An 18,276-nucleotide genomic window follows, 5' to 3' on the forward strand; every position below is an offset into this window, starting at 1 on the left:
CCCCGGGGGCCGGCGCCACACCCCCTTTGGGGTGCTGGCGGTCGCGTCACCCGAACGTACGCACGATGATGGTTCTGGCTCGGGGCGGACGGCGGCAGCACCGCACTGAGGAGGCTGAGCACCCATGACCACGGCCAAGGACATCATGCATTCCGGCGCCCGGTGGATCCCGGCGCACGAGACCCTGGACCGCGCCGCACAGCTCATGCGCGAGCTGGATGTGGGCGCGCTGCCCATCGCCGACTCCCAGGAGCGGCTGACCGGCATACTCACCGACCGCGACATCGTGGTCGGCTGTGTGGCGCGCGGACATGACCCCGCGCAGACCACCGCGGGCGAGATGGCGCACGGCACACCGCGCTGGATCGACTCGGACGCGGACGTGGAGGAGGTCCTGAGCGAGATGCAGAGCCACCGGATCCGCCGGTTGCCGGTGATCCAGGACAAGCGCCTCGTCGGGATGATCAGCGAGGCCGATCTGGCCCGGCATCTCACCGAGATCCAGATCGCCGCGTGGGCGGAACAGGTCTACGCGGGCGCTGACCACGGGCGCGCCGACCACGGGCGGCACGGATGCCGCGGGCCCCGAGTGGCCCGCCCCACATCCCCGCCCCGGGACATCGCGTCAGACAGACGATTACACTGGGCCGCGTGCCTCAACTACGCCTCGCTCTGAATCAGATCGACTCGACCGTCGGCGATCTCGCCGCGAACGCCGAGGCGGTCGTGCACTGGACCCGGCACGCCGCCGAGCAGGGAGCGCATCTCGTCGCGTTCCCCGAGATGGCGCTGACCGGCTACCCCGTCGAGGACCTGGCCCTGCGGTCGTCCTTCGTCGAGGCGTCCCGGGCCGCCGTGCGCGCGCTCGCCGGACGGCTCGCCGAGGAGGGCCTCGGGGAGGTGCCGGTCGTCGTCGGCCACCTCGACCGCTCGGAGTCGGCGCAGCCGCGGTACGGGCAGCCCGCGGGCGCCCCGCGCAACGCCGCCGCCGTACTGCACCGCGGTGAGGTGGTGCTCAACTTCGCCAAGCACCACCTGCCCAACTACGGCGTCTTCGACGAGTTCCGGTACTTCGTGCCGGGCGACACGATGCCCGTCGTCCGGGTGCACGGCGTGGACGTCGCGCTCGCCATCTGCGAGGACCTGTGGCAGGAGGGCGGGCGCGTGCCGGCCGCCCGGTCCGCGGGGGCGGGGCTGCTCCTGTCGATCAACGCCTCGCCGTACGAGCGCGAGAAGGACGACACCCGCCTGGAGCTGGTCCGCAAGCGCGCCCAGGAGGCGGGCTGCACGACCGCGTACCTCGCGATGATCGGCGGCCAGGACGAGCTGGTATTCGACGGGGACTCGATCGTCGTCGACAGGGACGGCGAGGTCGTGGCCCGCGCCCCGCAGTTCGCGGAGGGTTCGGTGATCCTGGACCTCGATCTGCCGGCCGCCGCCGCGCAGCCGGTGGAAGGCGTGGTGGACGACGGGCTGCGGATCGACCGGGTCGTCCTCTCCGAGGACCCGCTCCCGGCGTACGAGCCGGAGCTGACCGGCGGCTACGCGGACCGCCTGGACGACGACGAGGAGGTGTACTCGGCGCTGGTGGTGGGGCTGCGCGCGTACGCCGCCAAGAACGGCTTCCGCTCCGTCCTCATCGGGCTCTCCGGCGGGATCGACTCGGCGCTGGTGGCCGCGATCGCGTGCGACGCGCTCGGCGCGCAGCACGTGTACGGGGTGTCCATGCCGTCCAAGTACTCCTCGGACCACTCCCGGGGCGACGCGGCCGAGCTGGCGCGCCGTACCGGCCTCAACTTCCGTACGCACCCGATCGAGCCGATGTTCGACGCGTACATGGGGTCGCTCGGGCTCACCGGGCTCGCGGAGGAGAACCTCCAGGCGCGGCTGCGCGGCACGATGCTGATGGCCCTCTCCAACCAGGAGGGGCACATCGTGCTCGCGCCGGGCAACAAGTCCGAGCTGGCGGTGGGGTACTCGACGCTGTACGGGGACGCCGTCGGCGCGTACGGACCGATCAAGGACGTCTACAAGACGTCGGTCTTCCGGCTCGCCCGGTGGCGCAACCGCGCCGCCGAGGAGCGCGGCCAGACCCCGCCGATCCCCGAGGCGTCCATCTCGAAGCCGCCCAGCGCCGAGCTGCGGCCGGGCCAGGTCGACACGGACTCGCTGCCGGACTACGACGTGCTGGACCGGATCCTGGAGCTGTACGTCGACCGCGACCAGGGCATGGACGCGATCGTCGCGGCGGGCTTCGACGCGGCGCTGGTGGCGAAGACGCTGCGGATGGTGGACACGGCGGAGTACAAGCGGCGCCAGTACCCGCCGGGCACCAAGATCTCGGCCAAGGGCTTCGGCAAGGACCGGCGGCTGCCGATCACGAACCACTGGCGCGAGCAGGTCTGACGCCGCGCCCCGGGCCCGAGCAGGTCCGACGCCGCGCCCCCTGACCCGTCGGCCGGTCCGCCGGAAGACGGGTCAGGGGCGGGTCAGGGGCGGAGCAGGGCCGGGACAGGGCCCCGGGCCAGGCTCAGACGCGTTCCGCCGCCTCGGCGCCGGGCGGTTCGGACGGCGCGCCGCCCGAGGCGACGACACGCGAGGCCTCCGGGGCCGGGTCGCCTTCTCCCCGGCCTCCCCGGTCGAGGAGGCCCGCCGTGACCGCGACCGCCAGCCCGAGGACCGCGAGGACCGCGCCGACCAGCGTCGGGGACATCCAGCCCCAGCCCGCCGCGATGGCCATGCCGCCGAGCCAGGCGCCGCCCGCGTTGGCGAGGTTGAACGCCGAGTGGTTCGAGGCCGAGGCCAGCGTGGGGGCGTGCCTGGCCTTCTGCATGACCAGCATCTGGAGCGGCGTGGTCGTCATGAAGCCGACCGCGCCCAGGACGACGACGGTCACCAGCGCCGCCCACTGCACATGGACCGTGAAGCGGAACGCGACCAGCACCAGGGCGAGGGTGGCGAGCGAGCCGTACAGCGTGGGCCGCAGCGCCCGGTCGGTGAGCGGCCCGGCCACCAGCGCGCCGAGCGTCATACCGATGCCGAAGAGGGCGAGCACGAGGGTGACGGAGGACTCCCCGAAGCCCATGACCTCGGTCGTCATCGAGGCGAGGTACGAGTAGACGGCGAAGACACCGCCGAAGCCGAGGACGGCCGTGGCGAGGCCGAGCAGCACCTGCCGGTTGCCGAGGGCGCGCACCTCGCGGCGTACGCTCTGCTGCTCGTCCACGGGTACGTACGGGACGAGCCGGGCCAGCGCCGCGAGCGCGACCAGGCCGATGACGGTGACCACGAGGAAGGTGGCGCGCCAGCCGAGGTGCTGGCCGAGCAGGGTGGCGGCGGGGACGCCGACGATGTTCGCGACGGTCAGGCCGAGGAACATGGTGGCCACGGCGCGCGCCTGCCGGCCCTCGTGGACCAGCCGGGCGGCGACGACCGCGCCGACGCCGAAGAACGCGCCGTGCGGCAGCCCCGCGAGCACCCGGCCCGCCAGCAGCCAGCCGAAGCCGGGGGCGAGCGCGGAGGCGAGGTTGCCGACGATGAAGAGGCCCATCAGGAGCAGGAGCATCCGCTTGCGCGGGATGCGGGAGCCGACGGCGGTGAGCAGCGGGGCGCCGATGACGACGCCGATCGCGTACGCCGACACGAGGTAGCCGGCGGTGGGCACGGACGTTCCCAGATCGTCCGCGACATTGGGCAGGAGGCCCATCATGACGAACTCGGTGGTGCCGATGCCGAAGGCGCTCACAGCGAGAGCGAGCAGAGCCAGGGGCATGAGAGGGACAACCTTTCGAAGGGGGTCACGCAGGGTGCGGGAGATCGGTTAGTACCCCTGCGGAACAAAGTCTCTCAGGCCCGGTATTCCGGCAGGTGAACGCCGCGTTGCGTGCGATGCATCACTCGGTCGCCGGAGGGCGGCGCGCCCGGCTCAGCGCAGCGCGACCCGTGCCGCTATCGGCAGATGGTCGCTGTCCGTCCTGGGCAGGGTCCACGACGAGGTCGGCTCGACGCCCTTGACCATGATCTGGTCGATCCTGGCCAGCGGGAACGCCGCCGGCCAGGAGAAGCCGTACCCGTCGCCCGCGGCGCCCTGGGTCGAGCGCATCTGGGCGGTGACGGCCTTGAGGGAACGGTCGTTCATGGTGCCGTTCAGGTCGCCGAGCAGGATCACTTGCTCCAGCGGCTCGTGGGAGATGGCCTCGCCCAGCGCGTCGGCGCTCTTGTCGCGCTGGTTGGCGGTGAACCCGGCGTGCAGTTTGACCCGTACGGACGGCAGGTGCGCCACGTAGACGGCCACCGGTCCCTGCGGCGTGGTGACGGTGGAGCGCATCGCGCGGACCCAGCCGAGCCGGATGCCGACCGGCTTGGTGTCGGACATCGGGTACTTGCTCCAGAGCCCGACCGTGCCCTGCACCGAGTGGTACTTGTACGTACCGGCCAGCGCCTTCTCGTAGGTCGGGACCGCGCCCGCCTTCAGCTCCTCCAGCGCGAGGACGTCCGCCCCGGACTGCGCGAGCGAGGCCGCGGTGCCCTCCGGGTCGGGGTTGTCCGCGTTGACGTTGTGCGTGGCGACGGTGAGGTCGCCGCCGGCGCCCGACTTGTCGGTGATGAGACCGCCGAAGAGGTTGACCCAGACGACGGCGGGCAGGAGCAGCGCGATCAGCGCGGTCGCGGAGCGGCGTACCAGACCGAGGACCAGGACCAGCGGGACGACCAGCCCCAGCCAGGGCAGGAACGTCTCGGTGAGGCTGCCGAGGTTGCCGATGGTGTTGGGGATCTGCGCGTGAAGGATCATCAGCAGGGCGGCCAGCAGGGCGAGCAGGGCCAGGACGATGCCCCGCCGCCAGATGCCGCGGTCCCCGCGCAAGCGGTCGAGCTGGTCCCTGACGCGGGATCGGGGGCGGTGGTCCTCGCTCTCGGTCGTCACCGACTGCGCCGTGTACTCCTGCGTCATGTCCGCCCTCACTGCCTTGCCCCGTGCACGCCCGCCCCTGACCCTGGGGCCTGTTCCGTGCTTCGCCGCGGCGTCACGACGCCCGGCACACGCACGCTCGCCACAGACCCTAGGCGATGAACGGGCCCTTTCCGTGCCGTCCTCCGTCGGCCTTACGAAGACAGGGACGAAGGAGCCCTCGCCGTGAGTTCCTGTCGCGGACGAATGACCGGGGGCTGTGACAGAACGGTCATGGAGCGGAGCGGGGAGAAGCGGGCGGACCGGGCGTCCGAACGGGTGTGACAGGTCTCACGGCCCGGGCGTTTCGCGCTCCGGCGAAGGGTCCGGGGAGGGCCGTGGCGACGGCTCAGGGGAGGGGGCCGGGGACGCCGGTGCCGGGTGCGGGGCGACCCCCCGGAGCACCGATCCGATGATCCGGTCGGCCAGGTCGTCGGGGAGCGGCGCGGCGGGCCGGTGCAGGGTGCGCATCAGCATCGGCCCGACGATCAGGTCGTGGATCAGCTCCGGGTCCAGATCGGCGCGCAGCTCCCCGTCGGCGATCCCCCGCCGTACCGCGGCGAGCGTGGCCTCACGGCGGGGGGCGACGACCGTACGGTGGTACTCCTCCCAGAGCTTGGGGTGGCTCTTCATCTGGACGACGACGTTGTGCAGGATCACCGAGGAGCGCTGTGCGAGGCCACGCAGACGCATCGACTCCAGCAGGACCCGGAGGTCGTCCAGCGCGGAGGTGCCGGGGAGTTCGGGGTCCTGCGGCTCGAACTCCCGCAGGAGGTCGAGGAAGAGCGCCTCCTTGCCGGGCCAGCGGCGGTAGATGGTGGCCTTGCCGACGCCCGCCGTACGCGCGATGCGCTCGATGGAGAGGCCGCCCAGCGGAACGCCCTCCTCCAGCAGGGCCACGGCGGCCTCCAGGATCGCCCGCTCGACGGCCTCGCTGCGCGGCCGGCCGCGCCGGGGCTCCTTCTCGTCGCCGTGGTCCCCGTCGCGCCCGTGGTCCCGCTCCCGCACCTGTTCCGCCTCTCCGCCGTGCCCGTACGCGGCGCCCGTCCGCCGCGGTCGCGCCCGTCGATTCTCGTACACGGCGGGTCCGGGCAGGGCGCTGTCTAACTGCCGCTCACGGCGCCCGCGGGTTCGGCCGTGCCGGAGGTCTCGCCGGCGCCGGGGGCCTCACCCGTACGACTGCCCGCCGGGGGCCTGCCCGGCAGGAAGAGGGCGACCACCACGGCGCCGATCAGCGCGACCGCCGCCGAGCCGAGGGCCGTGACGTGCATGGCGTCCAGGAAGGCGTCGTACGCGGAGCCGATCAGGGGCCGGCCCGCCGGGCCGAGCTTCTGCGCGACGGCGAGGGTGGCCTCGATGGACTCGCCCGCGGCGTCGCGCGCGGCGGCCGGTACGGCGTCGAGGTGCCCCTCGATACCGCCCCGGTAGGTCGCCGAGAGCACCGAGCCGAGTACGGCGACGCCGAGCGCGCCGCCGACCTGGCGGAAGGTGTTGTTGATCGCCGATCCGGATCCGGCCTTCTCGCGGGGCAGCGCCTGCATGACGGCGACCGTGACCGGCGGCATGATGTGCGCCATGCCGGTGCCCTGGACGAAGAAGACCAGGCAGAGCACCCAGACCGGGGTGGCGGCGTCGAAGAGCGCGAACGCCGCGAGACCGCCCGCGACCAGCAGCATGCCGGCGGTGCAGACCGCACGGGCGCCGAACCGGTCCACGACCAGCCGGGCGCGCGGCGCGAAGACCATCTGCGCGGCGGCCAGCGGCAGGATCAGCAGCCCGGACTGGAGCGCGCTGTAGCCGCGCACGCTCTGGAGGTAGAAGGCGGAGAAGAACGTCACGCCCATGAGCGCGAAGAAGACCAGCGCGATGGCGGCGACGGCCGCGGCGAACGCGGGCTTCTTGAAGTACGCGATGTCGATGGCCGGATGGCTGCTGCGCTTCTCGTGCAGGACGAACGCGGTGAGCACCGCCAGCCCGCCGAGCAGGGAGACCAGCACCGTGGTGTCGGTGAAGTCGGCGAGTTCGCCGCCGCGGATGATGCCGAAGATCAGCAGGACGAGTCCGACGATGGAGAGCACCACGCCCAGCGGGTCGACCCGGCCCGGGGCCGGGTCCCTGGAGTCCGGTACGAGCACCACCATCGCGATCAGCGCGACGACCGCGACCGGGACGTTGACCAGGAAGATCGAGCCCCACCAGAAGTGTTCGAGCAGCAGTCCGCCGGTGATCGGGCCGATCGCGATGCCCAGGCCCACGCTGCCCGCCCATATGCCTATGGCCTTGGGCTGCTCGTCCCGCTCGAAGACGTTCATCAGGACGGCGAGGGTGGCGGGCATCACGAACGCGGCGCCGAACCCCATCAGGGCGCGGTAGCCGATGAGTTCGGCGGGCGATCCGGAGAGCGCGGCGAGCGCGGAGCCGAGGCCGAAGACGGTGATCCCGAAGAGCAGCACCTTCTTGCGGCCGATCCGGTCGCCGAGCAGACCGGAGGTGAAGAGGAGCCCGGCGAAGACGAGCGTGTAGGAGTTGATCGCCCACTCCAGCTCGCTCTGGGTGGCGCCGAGGCCGGTGGGCGCGGGGGCCGCGATCGTCTTGACCGCCACGTTCAGGATCGAGTTGTCGAGGACGACGATGAGCAGGCTGAACATGAGAACACCGAGGATGGCCCACCGGCGGCGGTGGATGTCCTCGGGTACCCGGGGTGCGGGCGTGCGGAAGGCGGCGCCTGGGGCGCCGGACGGTGTGGACATGGGAAACAGCGTAGACGCGTTTCGATACGAGACCGTCTCGTATTGGAAAGTCTTTACCGAGCGCGCCACCCGGAAACCCGGGAAAGCGCCGCCTTGAGGACCGGGGAGGCGCCGCCCTGAGGACCGGGGAGGCGCCGCGACGGGAGCGCCCCTGGGGAGCCGCACTTCCCGTGCGGGTCCGGGGATGCCACCATGGAGGCGGTCCGGGGACACCGTCAGGGTGCCTCGAGATGACGAAAGGGCCTTCGGCCATGACTGCTCAACTGGCGCTCTACGGCGGCAAGATCTCCCGCCGTATCTCCGTCCACGACATCACCGCCTCCAAGGAACGCGGCGAGAAGTGGCCGATGCTCACCGCCTACGACGCGACGACCGCGTCCGTCTTCGACGAGGCCGGCATCCCGGTCATGCTCGTCGGCGACTCGATGGGCAACTGCCACCTCGGGTACGAGACCACCGTGCCCGTCACCCTCGACGAGATGACGATGCTCTCCGCCGCCGTCGTACGGGGCACCAGGCGCGCCCTGATCGTCGGCGACCTCCCGTTCGGCTCGTACCAGGAAGGCCCCGTGCAGGCGCTGCGCAGCGCCACCCGGCTGGTGAAGGACGCGGGGGTCGGCGCGGTCAAGCTGGAGGGCGGCGAGCGCTCGCACGGCCAGATCGAGCTGCTGGTGCGCTCGGGCATCCCCGTGATGGGGCACATCGGGCTCACCCCGCAGTCCGTCAACACCCTCGGCTACCGGGTCCAGGGACGCGGTGAGGAGGCCGCGCAGCAGTTGCTGCGCGACGCGAAGGCCGTGCAGGACGCGGGCGCCTTCGCGGTCGTGCTGGAGCTGGTCCCGGCCGAGCTGGCCGCCGAGGTCACCCGCACGCTGCACATCCCGACGGTCGGGATCGGCGCCGGGGCCGGGACGGACGCGCAGGTGCTCGTCTACACCGACATGGCCGGGCTGACGAACGGGAAGATGCCGCGCTTCTCGAAGCAGTACGCGGACCTGCGCAAGGCCCTCGGGGACGCGGCGAAGGAGTTTGCCGAGGAAGTCGTTGGAGGAACGTTCCCTCAGGAGGAGCACACCTTCCACTAGGGTCCCGCGTCCGGGTCCGGCCGGCTCCGCGAGCCCGGCGGGACCCGGACGAGAGGCCCGGGCCGGACCGGCCCGGACCGGCCCGCCCCCAGACCACTGCCCGCACGACGACAGCCCGCCGATCTTCCCCCGTCGGCGGGCTGTCGAGCGCTCGGCACCCGGGGCCTCTCGTTCGGATCTTGCCGGGCCCAGCCGGATCCAACCGGAAGACCCTGGTGGTCGCCGAGTTATCCACAGGCTGTCGGCCGCTTGTCGGCGGGTTGTCGGTGGCGGCTGGTCTGATGGGGCACATGACGAAATACGGCAAGAACCCCAACGGCGGCCGGACCGGTCACGCCGTCGAGGTACGGGGGCTGGTCAAGCAGTACGGCGGACCGCAGGGCACCCGGGCTCTCGACGGCGTCGACCTCGATGTGCGCGAGGGCACCGTGCTCGGCGTGCTCGGGCCCAACGGCGCGGGCAAGACGACCCTCGTCCGCATCCTCTCCACGCTCGTCGAGCCCGACGCGGGCACCGCCGTGGTCGCGGGGTACGACGTGCTGCGCCAGCCGCGCCAGTTGCGCCGCAGGATCGGCCTCACGGGCCAGTACGCCTCGGTCGACGAGAAGCTCTCCGGCTGGGAGAACCTGTACATGATCGGGCGGCTGCTGGACCTCTCCCGGTCCGACGCCCGGCGCCGCGCCGACGAGCTGCTGGAGCGCTTCTCGCTCACGGAGGCGGCGAAGAAGGCCACGATGCAGTACTCGGGCGGGATGCGGCGCCGGCTCGACCTGGCCGCGTCGATGATCGGCCGGCCGTCGGTGCTCTACCTGGACGAGCCCACGACGGGGCTCGACCCCCGTACGCGCAACGAGGTCTGGGACGAGGTGCGCCGGATGGTCGACGAGGGCGCCACCGTCCTGCTCACCACCCAGTACATGGAGGAGGCCGAACAGCTCGCCGACGAGCTGACGGTCATCGACCGCGGCCGGGTCATCGCCAACGGCGGGGTGGACGAGCTGAAGGCGAAGGTCGGCGGCCGTACGCTCCAGATCAGGCCGGCCGATCCGGCGCAGCTCCCCGCCATGGCGCGGGCGGTCACCGAGAGCGGCCTCGACGGGATCGCCGGCGCGCAGGCCGTCCCCGACGAGGGGCTGCTGTACGTGCCGATCCTCAGCGACGCCCAACTGACCGCGGTCATCGGCCTGCTGGCCGAGCGCGGCTTCGCCATCGCGCACATAGGGACCCATCTGCCCAGCCTGGACGAGGTGTTCCTGGCCATCACCGGCCAGAAGTCCTCCTCCGCGACCCCGTCCGAGACCACGCCCGAGGAGGTCGCGGCATGAGCACGACCGACACCACCGCCCACGCCGTCCCGAAGCCCGCGGGGACCTCCCCGGCGTCCCCCGCGGACCCCGGCGGCCCCGGCTCCCGGTCCGTTCCCGCCGTCGGCACGGACGAGGGCCGGATCGGGCTGCGCTCCAATCTGCGTCACATCGGCGCGCTGGTGCGCCGCAACGCCCTCCAGATCAAGCAGGACCCGGAGTCGATGTTCGACGTCCTGCTGATGCCGATCATCTTCACGCTGCTGTTCGTGTACGTCTTCGGCGGCTCCGTGGGAGCCAGCCTGGGCGGCAGCCGCGAGGACTACGTGAACTACGTGGTCCCGGGCCTGATGGCGATGATGGGCATGAACATCTCCATGGCGGTCGGCACGGGGGTGAACGACGACTTCCGCAAGGGGGTCATGGACCGCTTCCGTACGATGCCGATCGCCCGCTCCTCCGTACTGATCGCGAAGATAGTCGTGGAGATCGGCCGGATGCTGGTCGCCATAGCGATCCTGCTCGGCATGGGCTTCCTGCTCGGCATGGAGATCAAGACGTCGGTGCTCGACCTGGGCGCCGCCATCGGACTCTCCCTGGCGTTCGGCGCCTCGCTGATGTGGATCTTCATCCTGCTGGGACTCACCATGAAGACGGCACAGGCCGTCCAGGGGGTGGCCATGCTCGTCCTGATGCCGATGCAGTTCGGTTCGTCGATCTTCGCCCCGCCCTCGACGATGCCCGGCTGGCTCCAGGCGTTCACCGACTACAACCCGCTCTCCAACCTCGCGGACGCCGCGCGCAACCTGATCAACGGCGGACCGGTGGCGCACTCCGTGTGGATGACGCTCGCGTGGGCGGCGGCGATCACGGTGATAACGGCTCCCCTGGCGGTGGCCAAGTTCCGCAAGAAGTCGTGACGTGCCGTGCGGCACGGATCAGACGAGGGCGGCGGCCTCCTTCAGGGAGAGGCCGGCGCCCTCGGCCCGGGCCGCCTCGTACGCGGGGCCGTCGAGCACGGCACGGGTGGCGGCCTCGGCCGCGGCGAACTGCTCCCGCTCCAGGGAGTTCCTGAAGTACCCGGTGGGGAGCAGCGCCTCGTACGCGCCGATCAGCCGGGCGGCGTCGAGGCCCCGGCGCCCCTCGGCGGCGGGGAGTCCGCTCAGTGCCCAGGCCGCCGTCAGCAGATGGCCCGCGGCCATCTCGGGCGCGATCATCAGCGACAGCGGGGTCAGCGCCGTCCCCAGGGCCCCGCGCACGCCCGTCAGCGCCTCGGCGAAGCGGCCCTCCTGGCAGTCCAGCCAGCTCAGGCCGCCCCGTACGAACCCCTCGAACGTGTCCAGGGACTCGTTGCGGAACATGCCGAGCAGCACGTGCATCTGCTCCCTGGCCTCGTCGCGGCGTCCGGTACGGCCCAGCCGCAGCGCGAGGAAGAGCCGGGCGGCCACCACCACCTCGTGCCCGCCGTCGCTCTCGCCGAGCAGCACCTCGCGCAGGATCCGCTCGCCCTCCTCGCCCGCGCCCGTCTCGAACATCGTCCCGGCGAGCCGGGTGCGCAGCAGGGCCACCTGGCTGAGCGCGCCGAGCCGCTCGGCGTGGCCGACGGCCGCCACGTAGTCCTCGGCGGCGAGGGCGTACTCGCCGCGTCTCTCCCGGGCCTCGCCCCGGGCGGACAGCGCTTCCGCGGTGCCCCAGCGGTCACCGAGCCGGTCGTAGATCTCCAGACTGCGGTCGGCGTCCGCGCGTGCGTCGCCCGCCCACTCCGCGCGGTTGGCGAGCACATTGGCCCGCATGTGCAGCGCGCCGGCCAGATCCCACTCGTATCCGAACTCCTCGCAGGCGCGCACGGTCGCGTCGAGCACCTCCCGCAGGCCCTCGCCGTCCCCGGTGAGCATGATCGCGAAGAACCAGAGGTTGGCGGGGAAACGGCAGGTCTGCGGAAGGCCCGGCCGGTAGACGGCGGACACCACACGGAGCCAGGCGAGCCGCTGCGGGGAGAGCCAGTCGCCGTCGTCGTGGTCCATGTTGACCATCTCGATCAACCGCACCTGGCGCCGCGCCTCCTGGAGCAGCTCGGGGGACATCGGCGGCGGCGCGTCCGTGCACCGCGACAGGATCGGCGGGGCGGGCTCGCCGGGCGGGGCGAACGGATCGGGTCCGAGGGCCGCGGCGGCCTGGGTCCACTGGCGCGCCTCGGCGCGCAGGTCCAGCATCTGCCAGAACCAGACCAGGGAGAGGATGAGGCTGAGCGCCTCCTGCTCGTCGGCGGCGGCCACGGCGCGGCGCAGGGCGGTGCGCAGGTTCTCGTACTCCTGCTGGAGCAGCCGGATCCCGGCGCGCTGGCCGGGGCCGCGCAGCGCGACATCGGTGGTGCGGGCCAGCTCGCGGAAGTAAACGAGATGGCGGCGCTCGGTCGCGGCCCGCTCGCCGACGCCCCGGGACCCCTGGGGCCCGCCCGGGTCGCCCGGGCCGTCGGGCCGGTCCGTCTCGTCGAGGCGTTCGGCGGTGTACTCGGCGACGGTCTCCAGCAGCCGGTAGCGCATGGCGCCGTCCGGTGCGGGTCCCGCGACGACGAGGGACTTGTCGATGAGGGAGCCGAGCAGCCCGGCGACGTCCCGGGCGTCGACGACGGGCACCGAGGGTCCGCCGGGGCCCTTCCCATGACCGGGACCGGGACCGGGACCGGTCTCCCGGCCGGTGTCGTCGGAGCAGACCGCCTCGGCGGCCGTGAGGTCGCAGCCGCCCGCGAAGACGGACAGCCGCCGCAGCACTGCCCGCTCCTGCGCGTCCAGCAGCTCCCAGGACCAGTCCACGACGGCGCGCAGGGTCTGCTGGCGGGGCAGTACGGTTCTGCTCCCGCTGGTCAGCAGCCGGAACCGGTCGTCGAGGCGGTCCGCTATCTGGCGCGGCGTCAGCATCCGCAGCCGCGCCGCCGCCAGCTCGATCGCCAGCGGCAGCCCGTCCAGCCGGCGGCAGATCTCCGCCACCGCCCCCGGGTCGTCCGCCGGGTCGAACGACGGCCGTGCCGCGCGCCCGCGCTCCGCGAACAGCCGGTGGGCCGGGTCCGGCGGCAGCGGCTCCACCGGACGCACCACCTCTCCCGGCACCCCCAGCGCCTCCCGGCTGGTCGCCAGGACGGTCAGCCCGGGGCACTGCGCGAGCAGTTCGTCGGCGAGCGAGGCCGCCGCGTCGATCACATGCTCGCAGTTGTCGAGCAGGAGCAGCATCCTGCGGCGCGCGCAGTGCTCGGTCAGCCGGACGAGCGGATCGCCCGCGTGCCGGTCGGCGGCGCGCAGCTCCTCGGCCCCCGCGCCGCGTAGCACGGCCTCGCGCGCCCCGAGGGCGGTGAGCACGGCCTCGGGGACGGTCGCCGGATCGTCGACAGGGGCCAGCTCGGCCAGCCAGACACCGTCGGGCCAGTCCCCGGTCATCAGCTCGGCGGCCTCCTGCGAGAGCCGGGTCTTCCCGGCCCCGCCGGGCCCGAGCAGGGTGACGAGCCGGGCGCCGCCGAGGTCGCTCCGTATCGCCTCGATGTCCGCCTCGCGCCCGACGAAGCTGGTCAGCCGGGCGCGGAGGTTCCCGGGGCGTACGGTCCTGGGCGCCGGTGGCGGACCGGGGGTGCCGGGGGCGGGGGTGCGGCCGTGGGTGAGGGGGCCGGCGGATATCTCCGGAGGGCGCGGGGCGCCGTCCGCCCGTCCCCCGTTCCGGCGGGCGTCGTGGGCGGGCGTCCGGCCCTCCCCCGCGCGGCCCGTCCCCCCGCTCCCGCCGTGCAGCAGCTCCCCGTGCAGGGCGCGCAGCTCCGGCCCCGGGTCGGTGCCCAGCCGGTCCGCGAGTGCGCGCCGTACCTGCTCGTACGCGGCCAGCGCCGCCGCCGGGCGCGACGCGTCGCGCAGGGCCCGGATCCGGAGCGCCTGGAGGGGTTCGTCGAGCGGGAACTCACCGCAGAGCGCGGCCAGTTCGGGCAGCGCCTCCTCAGCGCGGCCCAGGGCGAGCGCGGCCGTCAGCCGGGTCCTGCGGGCCTCCATGCGGCGGGTCTCCCAGCGGGCCGCCTCCGTCGTGCGGTCGGGGAGGTCGGCCAGCGCGGGCCCGCGCCAGAGCGCGAGCGCGTCGTCCAGCAGACCGGCGGCCTTGGCCGGGTCGCCCTCCTCCAGCGCCCGCGCGCCCTCACGGGCGAGGGAGCCGAAGCGGTGGAGGTCCACGTCGTCCTCGTCGGCGTGGAGCCGGTAGCCGCCGTTCTCGGAGGCCACGGCCGACGCGCCGAGGGTCCGCCGCAACCGCCCGACCAGCGCCTGGAGCGCGCCGACCGCGTCGGCGGGCGGCTCGCCGTCCCAGACCTCGGCGACGAGCACACCGACCGGGACGGTACGGCCGGGCCGCAGCGCCAGCACGGTCAGCAGCGCGCGCAGCCGGGCACCGCCGAGGGCGGCGGGGGTGCCGTCGGCGTGCTGGGCGAGAGTGGGACCGAGAATGCGATAGCGCGGACGCATGGGCCCATTGTCAGGGACGGCGTTCAGCGGGACCGCCCCGCCTTCGGTGGCACCGGACGGCGGAGAGCGGGCGGGGAGGCGAGCCGGGCAGCGCCCCGCCCCGCCGCGAGCGGGGCGGGCGGGACCGGTACGGCACCGAGCGGGGCAGGTACGCCACCGGACAGGACCCGTACGCCCCGGAACCGAGCAGGTGCCGCACCGGACAGGGCCCGTACGCCCCGGAACCGAGCAGGCACGGCACCGAGCGGGACCCGTACGCCCCGGAGCCCGGCAGGTACGGCACCGAGCGAGACCCGTCCGCCCCCGAACCGGACAGGTACGGCACCGGACAGGACCCGTACGCCCCAGAACCCGGCCGTCGTGGCCCTGAGCGCGGTCCGGGGCCGGGTCCGGTGTGCCCCGGGCCGGGTACGGAGCCCCTGGAGCGGGTGAGGGGGTGTGCGCGTACCGTCACCGGACCGGCGACGCCCGGCGCCGGCCCCTGCCTCTGTCACGGCCTCGCCGCCGGGCCCCGCCCCGGGGCCGTTCCGTCGCCCGTCGTCGTACGGGATGCTCCACAGCGCCATACGCCCAGCCTCCCCGGAACCGCGCCCGGGGGCGAGACGTTTTCCGCGTGTCGGACGTTCGGGGAAGAGTCGGCTGTACGGTCGGGCAGGTCTCCGGCCGAACGGTCCTGCCACGCCCGGCCCACCGGACCCGCCCTCCCGGGGAGCCCCACCCACGACCACGGAGCCCCACCTATGAGCAGCGTCACCTCCCGCAACAGCGACCGCAGGATCTCCCCCGTCTTCCTGGGCATCGTCGCCGTCACGGCGGTCTCCGGCTGGGCGGTGTGGACGGGGTTCGCCACGGACATCAGGGTCGGCGTCTTCCTCTTCGTCACGGGCGCCTGGATCACCTCGCTCTGTCTGCACGAGTACGCGCACGCCCGCACCGCGCTGCACAGCGGTGACATCTCGATCGGCGCGAAGGGCTATCTGACCCTCAACCCGCTCAAGTACACGCACGCGCTGCTGAGCATCGTGCTGCCCGTCATCTTCGTGATCATGGGCGGGATCGGGCTGCCGGGCGGGGCGGTCTTCATCGAGCGGGGCCGTATCCGGGGCCGCTGGAAGCACAGCCTGATCTCGGCGGCGGGCCCGCTGACGAACGTGGTGTTCGCGATCGTCTGCACGGCGCCGTTCTGGCTGGACGCCCTCTCCGGCGTCCCGCTGGGCTTCCGCTACGCGCTCGGCTTCCTCGCCCTGCTCCAGGTCACGGCGGCGCTGCTGAACTTCCTGCCGGTGCCGGGACTGGACGGATACGGGATCATCGAGCCCTGGCTGTCGCACAGGATCCGCCGCCAGGTGGAGCCGTTCGCGCCGTTCGGGCTGCTCGCCGTCTTCGTCATCCTCTTCATCCCCGAGGTGAACCGCGCGTTCTTCGACGGCATCGACGCGCTGCTGCGCACGCTGGGCGTCTCGGAGCTGGAGACGTACTGCGGCCGGAACCTCTACAGCTTCTGGACGAGCCGGCAGGAGTTCGTCTGCGGATCCGCCGGATAGCGGATCCGCCGGGCGGCGAACCCGCCGGACGACGGACCGGGCACGGCGCGGACCGGGCACAGCTCGGACCGGGCACAGCACCGACCGGGCACAGCGCGGACCGGCGCGGCCCTACGGCTGGGCCGCCGCCGCCCGGTCCGCCTTCGCCTTGCGGACGTAGTACCAGGCCATGTTGGACGAGAGCCCCGCGAGCAGCACCCATACGACACCGAGCCAGTTGCCCTGGACGAAGGAGACCACGGCCGCGACCACGGTCAGGACACAGACGGCGAGGGCGTAGAGAGCGAGGCGGGGCATGCGGGTCGGCTCCTGTCGGGGGCGTTCCCGGCCGGGAGGCCGGGGAGGGCGTCGTACGGTCCCAGTCTCCCTCATCCCTCCCGTGTCGAGCGTGTGCGCACCGGCTCGCCCACCGGTGGGACTACTCATGGGTAGGGGTGCGGTCGGCGCGCGTGCACCAGGGAGTGGGAGGCAGACTCCGTGGCCATCTCGGGCACCATACTTCGCCCTCCCGCCACCTGACGGGCCTTCGGGCGCCCGCTAACGTCAGCGCGTGAGCCTCTGGACTTCTCTTGAGCCCGCGTCCACCACGGTGGCCCCTGGCGACACGACCACCGTGCGGCTGCGTCTGCGCAACGCCGGTGATGTCGTCGACGAATACCACTTCGTTCCCGTCGGTGATGTTGCCCCGTACATCACCGTCGAACCCACATCCATCCGGCTTTTCCCGGGAACCACAGGCACCCTCCAACTCACCTTCGCGCCGCCCCGCACCCCGGACGCGACGGCCGGGCCCCATGCGTACGGGATCCAGGTCGTCCCGACGGAGCAGACCGACTCCACCACGGTCGCCGAGGGGAACATCAGCTTCACCCCCTTCACGGAGGTACGGACCGAGCTGGTCCCGCCGACCGTGAAGGGACGGTTCCGCGGCCGGCCCAAGCTGGCCATCGACAACCTCGGCAACACCCCGCTCACCGCCTCCCTCTCGGGCAACGACAACGGCGACGCGCTCTCGTACGAACTGCTGCCCGCCAGCGTGCAGATCCAGCCGGGCCGCGCCGCCTTCGTCGACGCGAAGCTCAAGCCCCGGCAGATCATCTGGCTCGGCCAGAAGCAGGAACGGCCGTACTCGCTGGCGCTCCAGCGGACGGGAACGACACCGCTCGACACCGAGGGGACCTACGTACAGCGGGGTTTCCTGCCCCTGTGGCTCGCCACCCTGATGAGCGTCCTCCTCGCGCTGGCGATCACCTTGGCCGTGCTCTGGTTCGCCTATCAGCCCTCGCTGCGCTCCCTCGCCCGCGAGCAGGCGCCGTCGATCGACGCCCGAGCGATACCCACGGTGGAGCCGTCGAAGCCGCCGGAGCTGCCCTCGGCCGACCCGGTCGCTCCGGTACCCAGCGCTCCGGTGCCGGAGTCGTCGGCCGCGCCCGAGGAGGACGGCGGTTCCGGTGGTGACAAGGAGAAGAAGGAGGAGCCGGCCGAGCCCGTGGAGAACACCGCGGCGGTCGCCGTGACCAAGCTGAACGAGCGGGCCCCCGGCCGGCACATCTGCTACCGGGCCTACGTACGGGGCACCGGCTGGCAGGACCCGGTCTGCGACGGCCTCGCCTCGGGCACGGAGGGCCAGGACCGGCCCATCGAGAGCATCAACATCGCCGTGTCCGGCACGGAACGGGTGAGCGCCAACGGATACATCGAGAACACGGACTGGGAACCGGATTGGAAGAGCGTCGAGAACCTGAAGGACCTCTACATCGGCACCCCCGACAAGGGCGCGTTCATGCGGGGCATGGCGATCAGCGTCGGCGAGGGCAGCGTCTGTGTGACCGCGCGGGTCCACAGCCAGGACTGGCTGGAGAAGGCGTGCACCGATCCCGGCGGCTACAAGTTCGGCGGGACCCTGGCGCCGGATCTGGCGCTGGAGGCGTTGAAGCTCATCGTGTGACCGCCGTGTGACGGCGGGGAGCCCGCACCGGCGCTCCGCCCGGTCCGAAAGCCGGAAGCCGAGGGCCGGGAGCCGAGGGCCGGGAGCCGGGAGCCGAGGGCCGGGAGCCGAAAGACGGCCGACGGCCGAAACGAGAACCGAGAACCGAGGGCCTCAGGTCGCTCGACACCCCCAACACCCGCACACACACACCCCCCCCCCCCCACCACC

12 protein-coding genes and 1 pseudogene are annotated in these 18,276 nt (G+C 72.8%); 7 read left to right on the top strand and 6 right to left on the bottom strand.

Translation table 11 applies throughout. The features are described 5' to 3' along the window. Positions 1–124: 124 nt before the first annotated feature. Both ACFXPK_RS28685 and ACFXPK_RS28690 read left to right on the top strand, forming a co-directional pair. Positions 125–535, top strand: a pseudogene (locus ACFXPK_RS28685) (CBS domain-containing protein); the annotation flags it as partial. Positions 536–651: 116 nt separating this feature from the next. Continuing rightward, positions 652–2,406, top strand: a complete 1,755-nt coding sequence (locus tag ACFXPK_RS28690) for an NAD+ synthase (protein WP_385079981.1) — start codon at positions 652–654, stop codon at positions 2,404–2,406. Between the two features lie 124 nt (positions 2,407–2,530). Here the strand turns inward: ACFXPK_RS28690 and ACFXPK_RS28695 are convergent, their stop codons facing one another. The 4 genes from ACFXPK_RS28695 to ACFXPK_RS28710 all read right to left on the bottom strand — a co-directional run bounded on the left by ACFXPK_RS28695 (position 2,531) and on the right by ACFXPK_RS28710 (position 7,698). Next, positions 2,531–3,772 (bottom strand): MFS transporter, encoded by a 1,242-nt coding sequence (locus ACFXPK_RS28695; RefSeq protein ID WP_385079983.1) that lies wholly within the window; start codon positions 3,770–3,772, stop codon positions 2,531–2,533. Positions 3,773–3,925: 153 nt separating this feature from the next. After that, the gene (locus ACFXPK_RS28700) at positions 3,926–4,951 is read right to left on the bottom strand and encodes an endonuclease/exonuclease/phosphatase family protein (RefSeq protein ID WP_384994127.1); all 1,026 of its coding nucleotides are present in this window, start codon (positions 4,949–4,951) and stop codon (positions 3,926–3,928) included. A gap of 288 nt (positions 4,952–5,239) precedes the next feature. Next, positions 5,240–5,956: a TetR/AcrR family transcriptional regulator gene (locus ACFXPK_RS28705; RefSeq protein WP_385079990.1), complete on the bottom strand. Its 717-nt coding sequence runs from the start codon at positions 5,954–5,956 to the stop codon at positions 5,240–5,242. A 95-nt stretch (positions 5,957–6,051) separates the two neighbouring features. Beyond that, entirely contained in the window at positions 6,052–7,698 is a 1,647-nt protein-coding gene (locus ACFXPK_RS28710; protein ID WP_385079985.1) for an MFS transporter, read from the bottom strand. 251 nt (positions 7,699–7,949) lie between these two features. Between ACFXPK_RS28710 and panB the strand changes: the two genes are divergently transcribed. The 3 genes from panB to ACFXPK_RS28725 all read left to right on the top strand — a co-directional run bounded on the left by panB (position 7,950) and on the right by ACFXPK_RS28725 (position 11,007). After that, entirely contained in the window at positions 7,950–8,783 is an 834-nt protein-coding gene (panB, locus tag ACFXPK_RS28715) for a 3-methyl-2-oxobutanoate hydroxymethyltransferase (RefSeq protein WP_384994120.1), read from the top strand. A gap of 281 nt (positions 8,784–9,064) precedes the next feature. Then, a complete protein-coding gene (locus tag ACFXPK_RS28720; RefSeq protein ID WP_384994118.1) occupies positions 9,065–10,108 on the top strand; it encodes an ATP-binding cassette domain-containing protein in 1,044 nt (347 codons plus the stop codon). Beyond that, positions 10,105–11,007, top strand: a complete 903-nt coding sequence (locus tag ACFXPK_RS28725; RefSeq protein ID WP_384994115.1) for an ABC transporter permease — start codon at positions 10,105–10,107, stop codon at positions 11,005–11,007. Before ACFXPK_RS28720 ends, ACFXPK_RS28725 begins: the two co-directional genes overlap by 4 nt. 18 nt (positions 11,008–11,025) lie before the next feature. Here ACFXPK_RS28725 and ACFXPK_RS28730 read toward each other — a convergent pair whose 3' ends face one another. After that, the gene (locus tag ACFXPK_RS28730; protein WP_385079988.1) at positions 11,026–14,574 is read right to left on the bottom strand and encodes a BTAD domain-containing putative transcriptional regulator; all 3,549 of its coding nucleotides are present in this window, start codon (positions 14,572–14,574) and stop codon (positions 11,026–11,028) included. A 740-nt stretch (positions 14,575–15,314) separates the two neighbouring features. Here ACFXPK_RS28730 and ACFXPK_RS28735 point away from each other — a divergent pair. Further along, a complete protein-coding gene (locus tag ACFXPK_RS28735) occupies positions 15,315–16,118 on the top strand; it encodes a site-2 protease family protein (protein WP_384994111.1) in 804 nt (267 codons plus the stop codon). Positions 16,119–16,229: 111 nt separating this feature from the next. Here the strand turns inward: ACFXPK_RS28735 and ACFXPK_RS28740 are convergent, their stop codons facing one another. After that, positions 16,230–16,490 carry a hypothetical protein gene (locus tag ACFXPK_RS28740; protein WP_384994109.1) on the bottom strand — a complete coding sequence of 87 codons (261 nt, stop codon included), beginning with the start codon at positions 16,488–16,490 and terminating at the stop codon, positions 16,230–16,232. Positions 16,491–16,668: 178 nt separating this feature from the next. Between ACFXPK_RS28740 and ACFXPK_RS28745 the strand changes: the two genes are divergently transcribed. Then, positions 16,669–18,066, top strand: a complete 1,398-nt coding sequence (locus ACFXPK_RS28745) for a hydrolase (protein ID WP_384994107.1) — start codon at positions 16,669–16,671, stop codon at positions 18,064–18,066. The last annotated feature ends 210 nt before the right edge of the window (positions 18,067–18,276 follow it).

It is taken from the genome of Streptomyces sp. NPDC059142, assembly GCF_042755665.1.
In the GTDB taxonomy this organism is placed as follows: Bacteria; Actinomycetota; Actinomycetes; order Streptomycetales; family Streptomycetaceae; genus Streptomyces.

Coding starts and splice junctions, on each gene's coding strand:
- ACFXPK_RS28695 (WP_385079983.1), bottom strand. CDS start 3,772: ATGCCCCTGGCTCTGCTCGCTCTCGCTGTGAGCGCCTTCGGCATCGGC.
- ACFXPK_RS28700 (WP_384994127.1), bottom strand. CDS start 4,951: ATGACGCAGGAGTACACGGCGCAGTCGGTGACGACCGAGAGCGAGGAC.
- ACFXPK_RS28710 (WP_385079985.1), bottom strand. CDS start 7,698: ATGTCCACACCGTCCGGCGCCCCAGGCGCCGCCTTCCGCACGCCCGCA.
- panB (WP_384994120.1), top strand. CDS start 7,950: ATGACTGCTCAACTGGCGCTCTACGGCGGCAAGATCTCCCGCCGTATC.
- ACFXPK_RS28720 (WP_384994118.1), top strand. CDS start 9,065: ATGGGGCACATGACGAAATACGGCAAGAACCCCAACGGCGGCCGGACC.
- ACFXPK_RS28725 (WP_384994115.1), top strand. CDS start 10,105: ATGAGCACGACCGACACCACCGCCCACGCCGTCCCGAAGCCCGCGGGG.
- ACFXPK_RS28730 (WP_385079988.1), bottom strand. CDS start 14,574: ATGCGTCCGCGCTATCGCATTCTCGGTCCCACTCTCGCCCAGCACGCC.
- ACFXPK_RS28735 (WP_384994111.1), top strand. CDS start 15,315: ATGAGCAGCGTCACCTCCCGCAACAGCGACCGCAGGATCTCCCCCGTC.
- ACFXPK_RS28740 (WP_384994109.1), bottom strand. CDS start 16,490: ATGAGGGAGACTGGGACCGTACGACGCCCTCCCCGGCCTCCCGGCCGG.